This window comes from Pelobacter seleniigenes DSM 18267, from assembly GCF_000711225.1.
In the GTDB taxonomy this organism is placed as follows: domain Bacteria; phylum Desulfobacterota; class Desulfuromonadia; order Desulfuromonadales; family Geopsychrobacteraceae; genus Seleniibacterium; species Seleniibacterium seleniigenes.
Genome location: NZ_JOMG01000002.1, coordinates 1,896,363 through 1,914,204 on the forward strand (window position 1 = coordinate 1,896,363; position 17,842 = coordinate 1,914,204).

The 17,842-nt window shown below is 59.6% G+C and carries 16 protein-coding genes; 7 read left to right on the forward strand and 9 right to left on the reverse strand.

What is annotated here, in order from left to right; translation table 11 throughout:
• Positions 1 to 155: 155 nt before the first annotated feature.
• The 3 genes from N909_RS25305 to N909_RS0111505 are packed head-to-tail and all read right to left on the reverse strand — an operon-like array spanning position 156 to position 2,842.
• Positions 156 to 386, reverse strand: a complete 231-nt coding sequence (locus tag N909_RS25305) for a hypothetical protein (RefSeq protein ID WP_211253946.1) — start codon at positions 384 to 386, stop codon at positions 156 to 158.
• Positions 387 to 394: 8 nt separating this feature from the next.
• The gene (locus tag N909_RS0111500) at positions 395 to 1,543 is read right to left on the reverse strand and encodes a beta-ketoacyl-ACP synthase III (protein ID WP_029915188.1); all 1,149 of its coding nucleotides are present in this window, start codon (positions 1,541 to 1,543) and stop codon (positions 395 to 397) included.
• Positions 1,544 to 1,549: 6 nt separating this feature from the next.
• Positions 1,550 to 2,842 (reverse strand): B12-binding domain-containing radical SAM protein, encoded by a 1,293-nt coding sequence (locus tag N909_RS0111505; protein WP_029915190.1) that lies wholly within the window; start codon positions 2,840 to 2,842, stop codon positions 1,550 to 1,552.
• A 199-nt stretch (positions 2,843 to 3,041) separates the two neighbouring features.
• Here N909_RS0111505 and N909_RS0111510 point away from each other — a divergent pair, with 199 nt between their 5' ends.
• On the forward strand, positions 3,042 to 4,475 hold the full coding sequence (locus N909_RS0111510; protein ID WP_029915192.1) for an alpha/beta fold hydrolase: 1,434 nt from the start codon (positions 3,042 to 3,044) through the stop codon (positions 4,473 to 4,475).
• A 71-nt stretch (positions 4,476 to 4,546) separates the two neighbouring features.
• Here the strand turns inward: N909_RS0111510 and hypF are convergent, their stop codons facing one another.
• The 6 genes from hypF to hypA form a co-directional block, all read right to left on the reverse strand.
• Entirely contained in the window at positions 4,547 to 6,826 is a 2,280-nt protein-coding gene (hypF, locus tag N909_RS0111515) for a carbamoyltransferase HypF (protein WP_245613600.1), read from the reverse strand.
• A gap of 15 nt (positions 6,827 to 6,841) precedes the next feature.
• Positions 6,842 to 7,855: a hydrogenase expression/formation protein HypE gene (hypE, locus tag N909_RS0111520; protein ID WP_029915196.1), complete on the reverse strand. Its 1,014-nt coding sequence runs from the start codon at positions 7,853 to 7,855 to the stop codon at positions 6,842 to 6,844.
• Positions 7,856 to 7,929: 74 nt separating this feature from the next.
• A complete protein-coding gene (hypD, locus tag N909_RS0111525; RefSeq protein ID WP_029915198.1) occupies positions 7,930 to 9,021 on the reverse strand; it encodes a hydrogenase formation protein HypD in 1,092 nt (363 codons plus the stop codon).
• Complete coding sequence (locus N909_RS0111530) at positions 9,018 to 9,248, reverse strand: HypC/HybG/HupF family hydrogenase formation chaperone (protein WP_029915200.1); 231 nt, start codon at positions 9,246 to 9,248, stop codon at positions 9,018 to 9,020. The genes hypD and N909_RS0111530 overlap by 4 nt, the downstream gene beginning before the upstream one ends.
• Before the next feature lie 117 nt (positions 9,249 to 9,365).
• Positions 9,366 to 10,094 carry a hydrogenase nickel incorporation protein HypB gene (hypB, locus tag N909_RS0111535; protein WP_051689712.1) on the reverse strand — a complete coding sequence of 243 codons (729 nt, stop codon included), beginning with the start codon at positions 10,092 to 10,094 and terminating at the stop codon, positions 9,366 to 9,368.
• Between the two features lie 2 nt (positions 10,095 to 10,096).
• Positions 10,097 to 10,438: a hydrogenase maturation nickel metallochaperone HypA gene (gene hypA, locus N909_RS0111540; RefSeq protein ID WP_029915203.1), complete on the reverse strand. Its 342-nt coding sequence runs from the start codon at positions 10,436 to 10,438 to the stop codon at positions 10,097 to 10,099.
• 321 nt (positions 10,439 to 10,759) lie between these two features.
• Between hypA and N909_RS0111545 the strand changes: the two genes are divergently transcribed.
• From N909_RS0111545 to nrfD, 6 genes are all read left to right on the forward strand, one after another.
• Positions 10,760 to 12,118: a sigma-54-dependent transcriptional regulator gene (locus N909_RS0111545; RefSeq protein WP_029915205.1), complete on the forward strand. Its 1,359-nt coding sequence runs from the start codon at positions 10,760 to 10,762 to the stop codon at positions 12,116 to 12,118.
• 351 nt (positions 12,119 to 12,469) lie between these two features.
• Entirely contained in the window at positions 12,470 to 14,038 is a 1,569-nt protein-coding gene (locus tag N909_RS0111550; RefSeq protein WP_029915207.1) for a nickel-dependent hydrogenase large subunit, read from the forward strand.
• Positions 14,035 to 14,544 (forward strand): HyaD/HybD family hydrogenase maturation endopeptidase, encoded by a 510-nt coding sequence (locus tag N909_RS0111555; RefSeq protein WP_029915209.1) that lies wholly within the window; start codon positions 14,035 to 14,037, stop codon positions 14,542 to 14,544. The genes N909_RS0111550 and N909_RS0111555 overlap by 4 nt, the downstream gene beginning before the upstream one ends.
• On the forward strand, positions 14,544 to 15,647 hold the full coding sequence (locus tag N909_RS0111560; RefSeq protein WP_036683114.1) for a hydrogenase small subunit: 1,104 nt from the start codon (positions 14,544 to 14,546) through the stop codon (positions 15,645 to 15,647). The genes N909_RS0111555 and N909_RS0111560 overlap by 1 nt, the downstream gene beginning before the upstream one ends.
• A gap of 2 nt (positions 15,648 to 15,649) precedes the next feature.
• Positions 15,650 to 16,555, forward strand: a complete 906-nt coding sequence (gene hybA / locus N909_RS0111565) for a hydrogenase 2 operon protein HybA (RefSeq protein ID WP_029915213.1) — start codon at positions 15,650 to 15,652, stop codon at positions 16,553 to 16,555.
• Positions 16,548 to 17,753: an NrfD/PsrC family molybdoenzyme membrane anchor subunit gene (nrfD, locus tag N909_RS0111570; protein WP_029915216.1), complete on the forward strand. Its 1,206-nt coding sequence runs from the start codon at positions 16,548 to 16,550 to the stop codon at positions 17,751 to 17,753. Before hybA ends, nrfD begins: the two co-directional genes overlap by 8 nt.
• The last annotated feature ends 89 nt before the right edge of the window (positions 17,754 to 17,842 follow it).

Below are 17,842 nucleotides of genomic sequence, written 5' to 3' on the forward strand. Positions count from 1 at the left end.
GACTTGACGCGCCACCATACCGGGAGGGTCGGTATGGTGGTTTTCACCCGCATCCTGTTTGCTCACCCTGCCCCGGTATCCAGAGCCATTTTCTGATTCTGCTTGCGAAACACTCCGCGTTGGGATTTTTTCCAAGTTCCCTGCTCGCCAGTTCCTCAGTCCTGTTGATCCTTGATAAATCTGGCGATGGAGCGGTCGTAGCTTCGTTCAGCTGCGGCGCTGAAAAAGCAGCCCGGAATCTCGCCGTGGTCGCGATGTTTTGGAACACGGGCGCTACAGTCTCCCCAGGTCGGGCAGGCGGTATAGAGTACTAGGTGCAATGGGGTTGGGGCATGGTCTTCTCCTGAAATTCGTAGCGTTGAAACGGATTGCTCTCGATCGGTCAAAGCGTAAGTCAGACAACCGTGAGCAGCATGTAGCACATGGAAAAACGGCCGCTCTCCGGAATAAAGCAGAGCAACTTCTCGCCTTTTTGCAATTTCCCGGAATGAAACAACTCTTCCAGAATGATGTAGATGGAGGCCGAGCCGGTATTGCCTTTATTGCCAAGGTTGGTGAACCAGCGCTCCAGGGGGATGGTGAAGTCGATGGCGGCCATGCGTGCAGCCAGGGCTGCGCGGAAAAAATCGGACGAATAGTGGGGCAAAAACCAGTCGATCTCCTCGGCCTTGAGGCGATATTTCTGAATAATCCGGGTGAGCATTTTTTCTACGGCAACGCTGATAATATTGTCGTTGAGCAGCTTGACGTCCTGCTTGATCAGAAAACTTTGCGCGGCAACAGCATCGGCCAGGCTTGGGTATTCGCGCCAGCCGCGCAGGCTGCCATCGGCCTGTTTTTCGGCTCCGGCAAACATGCAGGGGGGATACTCATCGGCGAAGGAGAGCAAATCAATCCACTCGATCTGCAATGACGGCCCGGCGGGGGCGGGGCGGTTGCTGAGAAACGCGGCCCCGGCGCCGTCCGACAGCATCCAGCGCAGAAAATCCGCTTCAAAGGAGAGGGCGGGCTGTTTTTCAAGCAGCTCGACTTTGTCCTGATCGACGTCACCGGACAACCGTGCGCGCATGAAGGAGGAGGCGATTTCCGAGCCGGTGGCGACGGCGTTGGCGGTGAGGCCGAGGGCGACATTCATCCAGGCGTAGCGCAGTGCGCTCATCCCCGAGGTACAGATGCCGGCGGCGCTCAGGACGTCGCAGGGGCCGCCGCCGATGGCGGCGTGGACCATCGGCGCATGACCGGGCATCAGCTGGTCCGGCGAGGAGGTGCCGCAGCTGAGGCATTCGATATCTGCGGTCGAGAAGCCCGGGTAGGGGGTCAGCCCCTTGATGGCGGCCGCGGTCAGCTGCACATTGGTGTGGGTGGTTTGGCCGGTGGCCGGATCGATGGCATAGTAGCGGGTGGTGATCTTATTGTTACGGAGGATGATCCGCCGGGTGCGCGAGGGCAGCTGATTGACCATGCCAAGAATCTCTTCCATCTGTTGGTTGGAGACCGGCTGGTTGGGCAGGAATGCGGCAAGATCGGTGATGTAAACAGACATGAAAAGCTAAACCTTTGCGTTGTGATGGCCGTCCTGAAGCAGTGCCGCGTAGCGCTGGTAGAAGAGTTTTTCTTCCAACCGGGTCGGAACCACCGCATTGGTCAGGGTGTAATAGTCGAGGTTATGGTTGCTGATTTCGGTTTTCATCCGTTCATATAAGCCGGTGCCCGGCAGCGGCGTCAAGACCGTGTACATGGGCAATTCAATCTGCTGCTCGCGGACAAACTCGCCGAGCCGGTCAAATTGATCTTCAGTATAATCCGGCGCAATAATGAAGTCGCCAACAATGGTCAGGCCGAGATCGTGGAGGATGCGGATCGCTTCGCGATTGTTGGCCTGGTTGTTGGCCTTGTTCATATTGCCGAGGGCTTGATCCTCGATTTCTTCAAAGCCGATGACCACGGCGCGCAGGCCGACCTCCCGCCAGCGTTTGAGCAGGTGCGGTGTACGGACCACCATATCGGAACGGACATCGGCCAGATATTGCTTGCGCAGACCGACCTCGGCAATGGCTTCGGCCAGGGCCAGGGCATGGTCCGGCTGCCCGAAGCTGTTGGCATCGACCAGGCGAATGACCGGGGCCTGGGGGAGCGCCCGGATGTCACGCAGCACCGTTGCGATCGACGCGGTCAGGTAGGCCCCGCCGGTCAATGGGCCGATGCAGCAGAAATTACAGTCATAGGGGCAGCCGGCGGCGCTGGCGACCAGACCCATCTGCAGTCCGAGGCCTTCCAGGGTATACTGGGGGCGGTAGTGGTCGACCAGGTCATAGCGTGGCGCGACGCTATCGGCAAGGTCGGCCCGGCTGAATGATCTTGGCTGCCAACGCAGTTTTTGGCCAGGATTCGTCCTGGCTATGCCGGGGACAGGCGTTTGATCTCCGCTCTCAAGATGAGAGATCTGTTCACGCAAACTCTGTTTGCCAAGACCGATGGCAATATAATCGATGTCCGGATGGTTGAAAAAGTCCGGGTCATTGGATGCATGCACGCCGCCGACCACCACCGTTGCCGGAGCGTTTTTTTTGATCGCGCCGGCCAACGCCAGCACGGTATTGGCTTCGCAGGTCATGGCGGTCAGCCCGACCAGGTCCGGGACAAAGGCCGCCAGGGTCGCTTCCAGGCCGGCCGGGTCGGCTTTGAGATCGAGAATCCGTACGTCATGCTCGGGCAGGTTCCCGGCCAGGGTCTCCAGGCTCAGCGGCTCGCCACGAAAAATCTGTTTCAGGGAGGTGATCCCATAACGTTCTTCGGGAATGCTGCGGCCGCAGTTGGGCGGATTGATCAATAGAATTCGCATCTGCTTTAGGTTATACCTGAGATGATTAACGCTGGAAAATTCCGCATAACGGGTCGCTTTACAAGATTCTGACTATCGGAAAAATAGGCAGTGCTGTCAAGTAGAATGCCGCCGGGAAGGCTCTGCGCCGGGATTCCTGGCGGGACGCGTTCTTTTGACCAAGGCCGGCTGATCATGGTTGCGCCAGGAAGGGGATGAAATGCAAAGGATAACCCGGGGCGACTTGGCTGCGGCTTGTCGGTGGCAACGGCTACGGCGCGTTCGTCTCCGTGCCGTTTGGCCGCTGGCCGGCCTGCTGGTCATTCTGTTAACCTGTCGATTTGGCGGGGTGGCTGATGCGGCAACCTGGTCCAGCGAAAAGCTCGTGACCGAACCCTATTTCAACGGGCAGATGCTGATCCGCGAGGCCGGGCAGGAGCATCCCGAACTGGTCCTGCTGCTCCACGGTCTGGGGGATGAAGCCGGCACTACGTGGGACTCACTGCTGCCGGAGCTGGCGACTCATTATCATGTGGTGGCCCCGGATCTGCCCGGTTTCGGACGTTCCGCCAAGGGCAATCAGCTCTACACTCCTGAGGCCTATGCAGCCATCGTTGACTGGCTGGTGGCAACCCTGCCGGATAAACCGCTGACCCTGGTCGGGCACTCCCTGGGTGGTGCGGTAGCTATGGTCTATGCCTCCCGTCATAGCGCTGAGCTGAAGCGTTTGGTGCTGGTCGATACGGTCGGCACCCTGCATCGGCTGGCCTTGAGCCAGTATTTCGTCCGGCAGCAGCTGCGTCTGGAGGTGCCGTTTTTTGCGGATTCCCTGCAGTCATCGCTGGGAAAGGTGGCCGGCCTGCTGCTTGAAAAAACCTCACGGATACCATTGGACCCGGGCCTGATTCTGACCTCGGCGGAGCTGCGTGAACGTTTCCTGGCGGGTGACCCGGCGCGAATTGCCGCCTTGGCTCTGGTGGAAACCAATTTTTCCCTGCTCCTGCCCCGCATCAGGGTGCCGACCTGGCTGCTCTGGGGGACCCAGGATCAGGTGGCCCCGTTACGGATCGCCAAACTGCTGGCCTGGAACCTGCCGCAGGCCCAGCTGGTGCTGCTGGACGGTCTGGGACACACGCCGATGGCGGAGAACCCGGCGCGCTTTAATAATGCGCTACTCGGCAGGTTGACGGAGAATCCACAACGCCCCCAGCCTGTCGCCAGTCCACCTGAACTTGCGGCCGGCTTTTGCGAGGGTGAAAATGGGCGGGTGTTCAGCGGTCATTATTCCACCCTGAGCATCCAGCGCTGTCGCAATGTGCGCCTGGAAAACCTGTCGGCCCGGCATATCGAGATCCACGATTCCGAAGTGACCATGGAGTCTTCCCGGATCCATTCGCTGACTGAGGCTCCGGCCCTACTGGTGAGCCATTCCCGGCTGACCCTGACCGGGGTCGATCTGCAGGGGACGGTCGGTATCCTGACCGAGCAGAGTCGACTCGACCTGGCCGGCGTGCGCTTTATCGATACCCCGGTTGCGATCAGCGCGATCGGTCACCCGTCGGCCTTGCTCAGTTCCAGCTCCGCCAAATTCATTGGCAACCGGGCACAGGGGCTGCAGATGAACCGTTCCCTGGTCGCCGGGGATCGGCTCTAGCAACGCCTGATCGGTTGCATTCGCCTATGGTCGAACGTTCGGCCGAGAGTTCAGATGGCCGGGTGGGGCCGCTACTGCAACTGGTGCCCGGCGATCACCGCTTGCCCCAGAGCCAGGCCGCCATCGTTGGGCGGGACCAGGGAATGCGTAACCGGCTGGAAATCCTGTTTATGTAACAGTGACAGGATGGTTTCGGTCAGGAACCGGTTCTGGAAGACCCCGCCCGATAAAACCACCTTGCACAGCCCATGAGCAGCGCGAATATGGCTGCAGACATCGACCATCATCACCGCCAGGGTGGTGTGAAAACGACCACTGATCATTCCGACGTCAACCTCCTCAAACAGATCGTTGACGATGGCGCGGACACTGGGCCCCGGATCGAAAATCCACTGCCCGGCCTGCGGTTCGAGCTGGTAAGGGTAGGGGGTAAAGCAGTTGCCGCTGATCGCCATCTCCAGTTCCAGCGCGGCCTGCCCTTCGTAATGACTGTGGCTGCGCAGTCCGGTCAATGCCGCGATGGCGTCAAACAGTCGCCCGCAACTGCTGGTCAGCGGGCTGTTGACCCTTTTTTCAATCATTTGCAAAAGCAGCTGCAGGGTGCCGTCCGGGACGCTACGTAAAAAGGGCAGCTCCGGTAGCTCCCGTCCATAGACCCGGTGTAGGAGACTGATCGCCATGCGGTAGGGTTCCCGGGTGGCGGCATCCCCGCCGGGCATGGGCAGGTCAGCGAAATGACCGACCCGTTGATAACTGTGGTAATCGCCGATCAGGAATTCCCCGCCCCAGATCTGTCCGTCCTCGCCGTAGCCGATCCCGTCGCAGACCAAGCCGATGCAGGGTTCGCTGATGCCGTTTTCAGCCATGCAGCTGGCCAGGTGAGCATGATGATGCTGGACCGCGATGCAGGGCAGCCCGTTGTGCTGTGCGGCCCGCTCCCGGGCGTAGCTGGTCGACAGATAATCGGGATGCAGGTCATGAGCGATCACTTCGGGCTGCCATTCAAGAATCCTCTCCAGATGAGCGATACCGGCAGCAAGGGACTGGGCTGTCTCCAGGTTCTTGAGGTCACCGATATGCTGACTCAAAAATGCCCGGTCGCGGCGGCTCAGGCAGAAGGTACTCTTCAGCTCCGCCCCCAGGGCCAGGACTCTGGACTGTGCCCCGGGCAGGGGCAGACTGTGGGGTACAAAACCGCGGGAGCGGCGCAGCAACAACGGTTTGCCGGTCATCACGCGGGCGATGGAATCGTCGCAACGGATGTGAATGGCGCGGTTGTGACTGAGTCGGTAATCGGCGATGGTGGCGAGGCGCTCGCGGGCATCGTGGTCCTCAAAAGCGATGGGCTCGTCGCTACGGTTGCCGCTGGTCATGACCAGGGCCGGAAACTGGCGCAGCAGCAGGTAGTGGAGCGGGGTTGCCGGGAGCATGACGCCAAAATAGCGGTTGCGCGGGGCGACCAGCTCGGCAAGGTTGTGTTCGGGCAGTTTTTCCAACAGGACGATGGGGCGCTGCGGGCCAGTCAGCAGCGCGGCTTCCGCCGCGCTGACCCGGGCGTAGCCGCGAATCCGCTCCAGATCGAAGCTCATCAGGGCGAAAGGTTTTTCATCCCGGGCTTTGCGCCGCCGCAGCTCGGCAACCGCCGCAGCATTGTCGGCGGCTACGGCGAGATGATATCCGCCCAGCCCTTTAATGGCGATAATATGGCCTGCGGCGAGCAGGGCGCTGGTTTGCGCAATCGGGTCGCCGTTGACCGGGTTGCCGGCGGCATCGACCAGCTGTAGCTGCGGTCCGCAGACCGGGCAGGCATTGGGCTGGGCATGAAATCGGCGGGAGCCGGGATCGTCATATTCGGCCTGGCAGTGCGGGCACATGCGGAAGGCGGCCATGGTGGTGTTGGGGCGGTCGTAAGGAATGGCCGTGACAATGCTGTAACGGGGACCGCAGTTGGTGCAGTTGATAAACGGATAGCCATAACGGCGGTCGGCGGGATCAAACAGTTCGGCCAGGCAATCGGGGCAGACATAACTGTCCGCGGCGACCTGGATGTTATGGTCGTTTTCCGTGGCACTGGCCCGGATCTGAAAGGAACTCTCCCCCTGGGCCGGGATCGGCTGCCGGACCAGGCGGGTGATGCTGGCCAGCGGCGGTAGCCGCTGTTGTAGGCGCGCGAGGAATTCTTGCTGCTGCGCGGGCAGCCCTTCGATTTCGATCAGCACCCCTTGGCTGTTGTTCAGCACCCAGCCGGCCAGGCCACAAGCCTGCGCCTCGCGATAGACAAAAGGGCGAAAACCGACCCCTTGGACGATCCCTTCGATATGCAGCCGTGTTCTGGTTATGGCTTTGTTCACTGCCTCTCCCACCGTTCAGCAGATCCGCGGCAACTGCTCCCCAGCCAGCATGTCGATAGCCCGTAGACCGCCCAGGGCGGTGCGCATGGCCACCCGGCCGGTAGAGGCCGCGCTGACTTCACCGATAATGGCCGCTTCCAGGCCGCGGGGATGGCTGCGCATGATCTGCAGGGCTGCTTCGGCCTGGTCCGCGGCAACCACGGCGAGCATTTTTCCTTCATTGGCGACAAACAGCGGGTCCAGCCCGAGAATGGCGCAGGCGCTACGGACGTTGTGATGGACCGGTTGCGCAGTCTCATCAAGCACGATATCGACCCCGGACTGCAGGGCGATCTCCTTGAGAGTCGTCGCCACGCCGCCCCGGGTCGGATCGCGCAGGACATGCACGGCCGCACCGATGTGGGTCAGCAGGGCCTCGACCAGACCGTTGAGGGGAGCGCTGTCGCTGCTGATATCGGTCTCAAGGGCCAGCCCTTCACGACTGGCCAGGATCGCCATACCGTGATCGCCGATGCTGCCGTTGATCAGCACCTTATCGCCCGGGCGGGCATTGTTGCCGGTCAGGTTGAAGTCATGAGCGAAGACTCCGATGCCGGAGGTGTTGATGAATATTTTGTCCGCTTTGCCGCGCGGCACGACCTTGGTGTCACCGGTCACGATCCTGACCCCGGCACTGGCTGCAGCCTGTTTCATGCTCTCCAGCACCCGCTGCAGATCGTCCTTGGGCAGCCCTTCTTCGAGAATCAGGCCGACGCTGATAGCGAGCGGCTGGGCGCCGACCATGGCCAGATCATTGACCGTGCCATACACGGCCAGATCGCCGATGGTGCCGCCCGGAAAAAAGATCGGGTCGACCACGTAAGAGTCGGTGGTAAAGGCCAGCCGCTGGCCGGCGTGGGTGAGCAGCGCCGCGTCGTTCTGGTCTTTGGTCTCAACCTCGGAAAGCATGGGGATGATCAGCTCGTCCAGCAATTGGTGGCTGAGCTTGCCGCCACTACCGTGGCCGAGCAGGATAATGTCATCAGGCATATTGGTTACTTTCTCTCCTTTGGCATCCACGGCCCCAATCAGGCAAGGGGCCGGAGCAGAGGAGGATACTCTGGCTAAAATCCATACTTGTACTCGGCCGCGCAGGTGCCTTCGCTGGACACCATGCAGGCGCCAACCGGGGTGGCCGGGGTGCAGCGCTGGCCGAACAGCGGGCAGTCGCGGGGGCCGAGTTTGCCTTTAAGGATTTCTCCGCAGCGGCAACCCAGCGGCTCAGCGGCCGGTGCCACCGTGACCCCGAAGCGCTGCGCGGCGTCAAAAAAACTGTAAGCTGCTCTGATTTGCAGGCCGCTGGCGGTGATCAGGCCCAGTCCGCGCCAACGGGCGTCACAGGGCTCGAACACCTGGGTCAGCAGCTGTTGGGCACGCGGATTGCCGGCGTTTTTGACGTAGCGGCAATACTGGTTTTCAACCCTGGCGATTCCGCCGACGATCTGGCTGACCAGCATATCCACTCCCTGCAGGATATCGAGGGGCTCGAAGCCGGTGACCACGCAGGGGACCCGGTAGCGGGTGGTCAGTTCCGTGTAGGCATCGGCGCCGATGATGGCACTGACGTGGGCCGGGCAGAGGTAGCCGTCCACCTGCAGGTCGGGGTCGGCGCTGAGCGCCTGCATCGGCGCCGGCATGGTCTTGTGGGCGCAGAGGACGGAGAAATTGTCCAGCCCCGCCTGCTGGGCCTGCAAGATCGCCCCGGCTACGGTCGGCGCCGTGGTTTCGAAGCCCACCCCCAGGAACACCACCTGCCGGTCCGGGTTATGCCGAGCCAGGCTGACCGCATCGAGGGCTGAATAAACAATGCGGATATCGGCCCCACGCGCTTTTTCTTCAAGCAGGCTGGTTTGCGAGCCCGGCACTCGCACCATATCGCCGAAGGTGGTGATGATGGTGTCGGGCAGCCGGCACAGGGCCAGCGCCTGGTCGACATAGTCGATGGGAGTAACACAGACCGGGCAGCCGGGGCCGGACACCAGTCTGATCCCGGCTGGCAGCAAGCCCCGCAGGCCATGTTCATGGATCGCCATGGTGTGGGTGCCGCAGACTTCCATCAGGGTGACCGGACGGGCAAATGTCGCCGCCTTGTCGCGGATGCGGTCGAGTAATCCGGCGGCAACCGCCGGATCGCGATAAGCGCTGCTTTGGGTCATGGTTCTGCCTGTTCCTGTGCGGCAATCGCACGGAACATCTCCAGGGTCTTTTCAGCTTCCCGCGGATCCAGCTTTTCAATAGCAAAACCGGCGTGGATCAGGACAAAGTCGCCGACCTTGACATCGTCAAGCATCATCAGGCTGGCGCTACGACGGACGCCATCCACTGCGCACAGGGCGTTATCCTGATCAATTTCCATAACCTGCATCGGTACGGCTAAGCACACGGTGACAATCCTTTACTTGTTTGTTCCGTTTTCGTTTGCACCAAGGGAGCCTGAGTGGAAAAAAACTCTGAGCAAGAGGTTTAGCAGGTGCAATGTGTCAAAATGACCCAATCCGGATCAGATCAGAATCTGCTGACGCAACCAGCCCAGCCAGTCGTCAAAGCCGGCACCGGTTTTACAGGACAGTTCAAAAATGCGAATCCGCGGATTGACCTGGCGGGCGAAGTCCCGGCACTTGTCCAGGTCGAAATCAAGATAGGGGAGCAGGTCGGTCTTGTTGAGCAGCAGCACATCGGCAGCCCGGAACATGTGCGGATACTTGATCGGTTTGTCTTCCCCCTCGGTGACCGAAAGGACCACGACCTTGTGATGTTCACCCAGATCGAAAGAGGCCGGGCAGACCAGGTTGCCGACATTTTCAATCATCAGCACATCGGTCTCGGGAAGGTCGAAGTCGGCCACGCCGTGGCTGACCATGTGGGCGTCGAGGTGGCAGCCGGCACCGGTGTTGATCTGTTTGACCGGGACGCCGGTGGCGGCGATGCGCTCGGCATCGTTGCTGGTCTGCTGATCCCCTTCGAGGACGGCGATGCGCATTTCAGGGGCGAGGGCGCTAATGGTTTTTTCCAGTAAAGTGGTTTTGCCCGATCCCGGCGAGCTGACCAGGTTGAGCACGAAAACACCCTGTTCCCGGAACATCTGCCGGTTCTGGCCGGCCAGACGGTTATTTTTGCTGAGCAGGTCTTCCTCGATCCGCAAGGTTTTGGGTCCATGCTCATGATGGTGAGGATGCTCATGGTCGTGAGCAGGATGAGTTGCTTCTTCACAGCCGCATTCGATACACATGATTATTCAACCTCCAGTTCGGTCATTCGCAATTCATTCCCCTGCGTGGTCTGGACCAGAAAACTGTCGCAGGCCGGGCAGGAAAAGGTCAGATTGTCAGCGGCAAACACATGCCGGCACTCTTCACAAGTCATTTTACCAGGGATCCGGTTGATCAGCAGGGTCGCCCCTTCCAGCATGGTGTCCTGAGTCACCGCTGAAAAGCAGAATTCGACCGCCTCTGCCACCACCCCGGAGAGCTCACCGATATCCACGCTGACCGAGAGAACGCGGTTGCTGCCGGCCCGGCGGGCATGGTCTTCGGCGATTTCGACAAGGTTCCTGGTGATACCGACTTCGTGCATGAATATATTCCACAGCTTTGGGTTGGCAGGTGATTATCCCGGCGGCAGACAATGCGCCATCATACTATAGCGGGCTGTCGAAAAACAGCATCCTCGTCCCTGCTCGGACTCCAGCAGCTGACGATGCCAAGACGCAAAAAAATTTGTCGATGGTCTTTTTCGCCGGCCGCAGCGGTACGAGCTGATGCAAAAATCAAACCGGAAAACAGGATGGAGCAAAAGGGCGGCTGCAGAGCGCCCGGCAGGCCGGTGTTGACGCGAATGCAAAATTACCCTTTAATGCCTTGGACAAAATGACACAATTTCCCGGGAGGCGGTTTTATGCAGCAGGGCACCATCTATGTTTGCGACAGCACTGAGCAGGCGCAGTCTTTCCTGGTCCCCTGGCTGGAAGCGGCGGGGCATCAGGTGGCTTTGTACAACAATGCCCAGCAGCTTATGGATTTGCCGAAAGGGCACAATGCCGAGTATCCGGACCTGATTTTTATCGATGACCAATTACCCGGCGCTCCCCTTGATGATCTGCTCAAACGCCTGGTCACCGCCTATCCCAGGGCGACACTGGTGGTGGTCAGTGCCTTGGCAACGGTCCGTAAAGCGGTCAGGGCGGTGCAGGCCGGCGCCCATGAATATCTGATCAAGCCGTTAGGGAGCGACGATGTGGCGGCGATTGTCAGCCGGGTCCTGGAGCGCAGCCGGCTGGAAAAGGAGAATCAGTCCCTGAAGGCGGCACTGAAAGACCGCTTTGATCCGGGCCAGATTATCTTTAAAAGTAAATGTTTTGAACAGGTTTACGCGCTGGCCCGCAAGGTCGCGGACAGTGATGCGAGCGTCCTGGTGCTGGGGGAAAGCGGTACCGGCAAGGAGCTGATCGCCTCGACCATCCATTATTCAAGCCCGCGTCGCGAACATCGTTTTTTGACCATTAACTGCGCCGCCCTGACCGATACTCTGCTGGAAAGTCAGCTGTTCGGGCATGTTAAAGGCGCCTTTACCGGGGCCATCGCCAGCCAGAGCGGGCTGGTCCAGGAGGCTCATCGGGGCACCCTGTTCCTGGATGAGGTCGGCGATCTGAGCCCGGCCCTGCAGGCCAAGCTGCTGCGGGTGCTGCAGGAAAAAGAATATATGCCGGTCGGTTCGACCCAGGTCAAGCATGCGGATGTGCGTTTTGTCGCAGCGACCAACAAAGATTTGAAGGAGGAGGTCGCGGCGGGGCGGTTTCGTCAGGATCTTTACTACCGGATCAATGTCGCCACCCTGAAACTGCCACCCTTGCGAGAGCGGCGCGAAGACATTCCGCTGCTGGTGCGGTTTTTCCTGCGCAAGCAGGAAGGGCGGGAGTTGGACATCGAAGCGGCGGCTCTGAAGCGCCTGGTGCAGTATGAGTGGCCGGGCAATGTCCGGGAGCTGCAAAACGTGCTGGAGATGGCGGCGCTGCTGGCCGATGACGGTCTGATCAAAAGTTCCCACCTGCCGCTGAGCATTATCGATGGCGGCACCACGGCGTTCAAACTTCCCGCCCAGCACATGTCCCTGGCGGAATTGGAGCAGCTTTATATTGAGCAGGTTTTTCGCCAGACCCGCTATCACAAGATGAAAACAGCTGAAATTCTTAAGATTTCCCGGAAGACGTTGGACCGTAAACTAGAGCAGTATGCGATTGGCAAACCGGAAAAATAGTCGTCGCGAGCAGTCCGGGTAAAATTTTTTTCCCGGTTAAGTGCTTTTGCCGCTGTTGCAGCTGGCAATTTTGTGTAGGTTTGAAACAAATTCTGGACAGAATGACCCATTTCTGAGAATCCCTTCTTTCGACCGGTTATTCTCAAAAAACAGCCTGTCACCACTAAAATCATACCTGTTGCAAAGAAAAATTTCTGGTTGGCACATTCCTTGATCTGTGACCGATGTTTTATTTGCGCAACCTCCCCGTACGGTTACCGCAGCTTTTTAAGGAAAGGAGCATAAAGAAACAGGTCAAGACGGGTTGGTTGCTGTTGTGCCATTTTTTTTATGAGATCAGGAGAGAATCCCATGTCAACAAAGATTACCATCGACCCCATATCCAGGATTGAAGGCCATCTCAAGATTGAAGCGACCCTGGATGGCGGGATCGTCAAGGAAGCAAAGAGCTCCGGGATGCTTTATCGCGGGCTGGAAAATATCCTACTTGGCCGCGATCCTCGCGATGCCGCGCGGATCATGCAGCGCATTTGCGGAGTCTGCCCGACCTCTCACGGCCTGGCCGCGGCTTTCGCCCTGGATCAAGCCTACGGCGTGCAGGGTAGTATCACCGATAACGGCCGCATTCTGCGCAACCTCATTCAGGGGGCGAACTACCTCCAGTCCCATATTCTCCATTTTTATCAACTGGCCGCCCTCGACTATGTCGATGTTACGGCGGTGGCCGATTACAGCGGCACTGACCCGGTCCTCAAGAAAGTCCAGGATTTTATCAGCCGCGGCCATCTGGGACCCTTTGTGCCGCGCTATGAGGGGGACTATCGGCTCAGCAAAGAAGAAAACATGGCCGCGGTCGCCCACTATGTCGAGGCCCTGAACATGCGCCGCCTGGCCCATGAAACCGTGGCGTTGTTCGGCGGCAAGATGCCCCACAATATGGCGATCGTCGCCGGCGGCGTGTCAACCCAGCCGACTCGGGACAAAATTACCCAATTTATCGGCAAGGTGGACCAGCTGATCGATTTCATCGATACCTGTTACCTGCCGGATGTGCTGTTGGTGGCCGGCCGCTACAGCGATTACTTTGAAATCGGCGCCGGTTGCCGGCAATTCATGTCCTTCGGGGTGTTCGACCTGGACAGTGACCCGGATCTGACCAAACGCAAACGCTATCTGCCGCAGGGGATTGTCAGGGGGAAAGATCTCAGCATGGAGCGGGTCGATCCGCTGCTGATCACCGAAGATGTCCAGAACAGCTGGTATGTCGACTCCGGGATTCGCCATCCCTTTGAAGGGGTGACCGAAGCTGATCATGACAAGGCCGGCGCTTACAGCTGGTGCAAGTCGCCACGTTACAACGGCGAGGTCATGGAAGTTGGGCCGCTGGCGCGGATGCTGGCCAGCTATGTGTCCGGCGATGTCCAGATCCGGCGCCTGATCGATGGCGTGCTGGGCCGCTTCAATGCCTCCCCAACTGCGCTGTTCTCGGTGCTGGGCCGGCATGCTGCGCGCGCCATCGAAACCCGGGTCGTGGCCGGCAAGTTGCGCGACTGGGCCATGGAGCTGCAACCGGGCCAACCGTCCTTCACCGATTTTGATCTCAATGTGAGCGCACGGGGGATGGGCCTGCACGAAGCGCCGCGGGGCGCCCTGGGCCATTGGATCGTGGTGGAAGAAGGCAAAACAAAAAACTATCAGGCCGTTGTTCCGACGACCTGGAACGCCGGACCGATGGATTCCACCGGTCAGCCCGGTCCCATTGAACAGTCCCTTATCGGCACCTCGGTCAAAGACAAAAATAATCCCTTTGAGCTGGTTCGGATCGTGCGTGCTTACGACCCCTGCCTGTCCTGTGCCGTTCATGTCGTTGACCCCAAAGGGCAGGATCTGGGGCGCTTCGTCGTCGGGCCGCAGGAATGACTTCTGCAGCTGTGGCCTTGCGTGCTCCGATCCTGGTGATGGGAGTGGGCAATATCCTTTGTCGTGACGACGGCTTCGCCGCTGCGGTGCTGAGCGCTCTTGACGCGGAAAACCTGCCGGAACAGGTCGAACTGTTTGATGCCGGAACTTCGGCCATCGACCTGATGGATATCTTTGCCGACCGCCGCAAGCTGATTGTGCTTGATGCGGTCCGCGGCGGTCAGGAACCGGGGACGCTGTATCGGTTCAGCCCGGATGAGGTCGAGCAGGGAGGATTGCCGATGAATTCCCTGCACCAGGTTGGTTTGCTGGAAACCCTCAAACTGGGGGAGCTGGTCGATTGCAAGCCGGAGCAGACCGTGGTGATCGGTGTACAGCCGGCATCGACAGCGCTGGGCATCGGGATTTGTGATGCGGTGCGGCAGGCGGTCCCCCAAGCGGTTCGCCTGGTCGTCAATGAAATTGAACACCTGTTGGGGGTGGATGACCCCCGGGGAGAGAACTAATGGAACTGAGTCGACGTAAATTTTTAAAAGGCACGGCCGGAGCAGCAGCTGTGTTCGGGATGAGCCTGTTCGATAACCCGCTGCTGCGCAAGGCGTTTGCCGAGGCCCTGGAAGAAACCCCGATCATCTGGCTGGCGGCCGGAGCCTGCAGCGGCTGCAGCGTATCGCTGCTGAACGCTCTGTCGCCACGGATTCAGGATGTCTTGCTCGGGCAGATCGTGCCCGGCCATCACACCGAGCTCGCTTTTCACCCGACGGTGATGGCGGCCTCCGGCGACCTGGCCATGCAGGCCATGTACGATACCGAGGTCAAACCGTTTCTGCTGGTGGTGGAAGGCGCCGTGGCCACCAAGGACAACGGCACCGCCTGTGAGGTCGGGGAAAAGAACGGCCACGGCATCACCGGGCTGGAGCATGTGCTGCGGCTGGGGCGCAAAGCCAAAGCGGTGATCGCGGCCGGCAGCTGTGCTTCCTATGGCGGGGTGGTCGGGGCGGCTCCCAATCCGACCGGGGCCAAAGGGGTGGCCGAAGTGTTTCGTGACCATGGCGTGGTGACGCCGACCATCAACCTGCCCGGCTGCGCCATGCACCCCGACTGGTTCATCAGCACTGTGGCAGCGGTCCTGCTGGGCGGTCCCAAGATCGTCAAAGTCGATGAGGTCGGTCGGCCAGTGGCTCATTACGGTAAGCTGATCCACGATAACTGCCCGTTGCGCGGCCACTTTGATGCCGGCCGCTTCGCCCAGAAAGCTTCCGATCCCTATTGTCTCTACAAGCTTGGCTGTAAAGGTCCGATCACTCATGCCGATTGCCCGGAAAAACGCTTCAACGGCGGCACCAACTGGTGCATTGAAAACGGCCATCCCTGCATCGGTTGCGTTGAACCGGCCTTCCCCTTTGACCAGTCTTTGGCCACCCCGGTGCAGATCAAGGAGGTGACCCCGCCGGCTGCCTATCCGCCCATCGCCACCGATCACCATAAGGATGTCGATCTGACTCCGGTCTATACCGGCCTGGCCGGGCTGGCCGCCGGCGCTGTCGCTATGAAGGCAACGGCGGGGAGAAAAGAGCCGCAACCTCCGGAACAGGATAAGAGGGGGTAGGCATGGACATCTCACGAAGAAAGTTTTTCAAGTTAACGGCCGTCGGAGGGGCCGCGGTCTGCTCTGCGGCGACCCCGGCCGCAGCCCAGCGGCAACCGGTGAAAGCAGATCCGGACTGGTACGGGATGCTCAATGATTCGACCCGCTGTATCGGTTGCAAAGCTTGCCAGGTGGCTTGCAAAAAAGAAAACGGCCTGCCGCCGGAAGCGAGCTTTGACGAGGGATTGTATGATTCGCCCCGCGAACTGTCCCAGTACTCCTATACCCTGATCAAGATGTATCGGGATCAGCAGGGGGAAGCGACCTTTGTCAAACGGCAGTGCATGCATTGCATCGATCCGGCCTGCCAGTCAGCCTGTATCGTCGGAGCCCTGAAAAAAACCGCCGATGGCTCGGTGCAATATGATGCCAAGAAATGTATGGGCTGTCGCTACTGTATGGTGGCCTGCCCCTTCAACGTGCCGCAGTTCGAATGGCAGAAGGCCATTCCGACGGTGAAAAAATGCAACCTGTGCAGCAACTCCCGGATCAAGCACGGCATGCCGACCGCCTGTGCCGCAGCCTGCCCGGCCGGTGCCATTGTTTTCGGCAAACGCCAGGAATTACTCGAGATCGCCCGCCAGCGGATCAGGGAAAACCCGGACCGTTATGACGACCACATCTATGGGGAGCATGAAGTCGGCGGGACCGATGTGCTCTATCTGACCAAAAAAAATGTCGCTTTTGCATCCTTGGGGCTGGGCGATTTCGAAGACAAGCCGGTTTCATCGCTGACCGAAAGTATTCAGCATCGGATCTTCCAGTATTTCATCCCGCCCATCGCCGTCTATACCATCCTTGGTGGCATCATGGTCTATAACAACCGGCGGAAAACCGCTAAGGAGCAGAGAGGAGAGCACGATGAGTAACCACGCCTGCGCCTTGCGGGGCAAATTCCTGACCTTCAATACCTGGGTGCTGTTGTTTTTCATCGCCGCTGGGTGTTATTTCGCCTATTTCCGCTTTTTTTACGGCTTCGCCTCCATGGCTCACCTCAACCCCGGTTATCCCTGGGGTATCTGGATCGCCTTCGATGTCGCCTGTGGGGTGGCCCTGGCGGCCGGCGGCTTTACCACTGCGGCCATTGTCGAGATTTTCGGCCATGAAAAATACCATGCCCTGCTGCGGCCGGCGACCCTGACCGCTTTCATCGGCTATTTTCTGGTCGGTCTCGGGGTCACCTTCGACCTGGGCAAATATTACAACATCTGGCATGCCCTGGTGTTCTGGAACGGGACCTCGGTGCTGTTTGAGGTGGCCTGGTGCGTCATGCTCTATCTGACCGTGCTGGGGGTCGAAAACCTGCCGGCATTGTTCGAAGAATACCGTGGCCGGGTCAATCTGCCCGGTCCTTTCGGCGCTCTCAACCAGCCAACGGAGTTTCTGATGGATCGTGGTGAGCGGCTGCTGCGCCGGATCATGGCCTTTTTCATCATCGCCGGCGTGGTCTTGTCCTTTGGCCACCAGTCGTCCCTGGGGACGCTGATGCTGATTGCACCCTACAAGTTGCACCAACTCTGGTTTACTCCCCTGTCGCCGCTGTTGTTTCTGACCTCGGCGGTCAGTGCCGGCTTGCCGATGGTCATTTTTGAAGGGACTCTGGCGCGGATTTTCTTCCGCACCAAGGTGGAGGACAAATTGCTGGCCGGAATCGCGGAATTTATCCCCTACTTTCTGGGGACCTATCTGCTGCTGCGGATCGGTGATCTGGCTTTTCGCGGGGTCCTGGCCAGTGCCTTTGACGGCAGCGTCCAGGGGTATTCGTTCCTGGTTGAGTTCGCTTTGTTCGCAGTCCCCTATTTTCTGCTCAAACGGGAAAGAGTCCGGCAGCACCCGGTCAAATTGTTCTGCTGCGCAACTTCGGTCATCCTCGGGGTGGTCCTTAACCGCTTCAACGTGTTTCTGATCGGGGTCGATCCGGGGACCGGTTGGAATTATTTTCCCTCCGTTGGCGAAGTGGCGATCACTCTGGCCTTTGTCGCCTTCGGGGTTCTGTTGTATAAGATTGGGGTCACTTATTTACCCATTCTTGAGCCGGATGATGCCAGAGAGGCGCCGCTCGGCTGAGGACGGGCCGCGCCGAAAACTTCAGCCAGTCAGGCCGGGGCGAGTGCGGTGGCCCCGGCCTTATCCAAGCCATGGTTCAAGACCCGCCA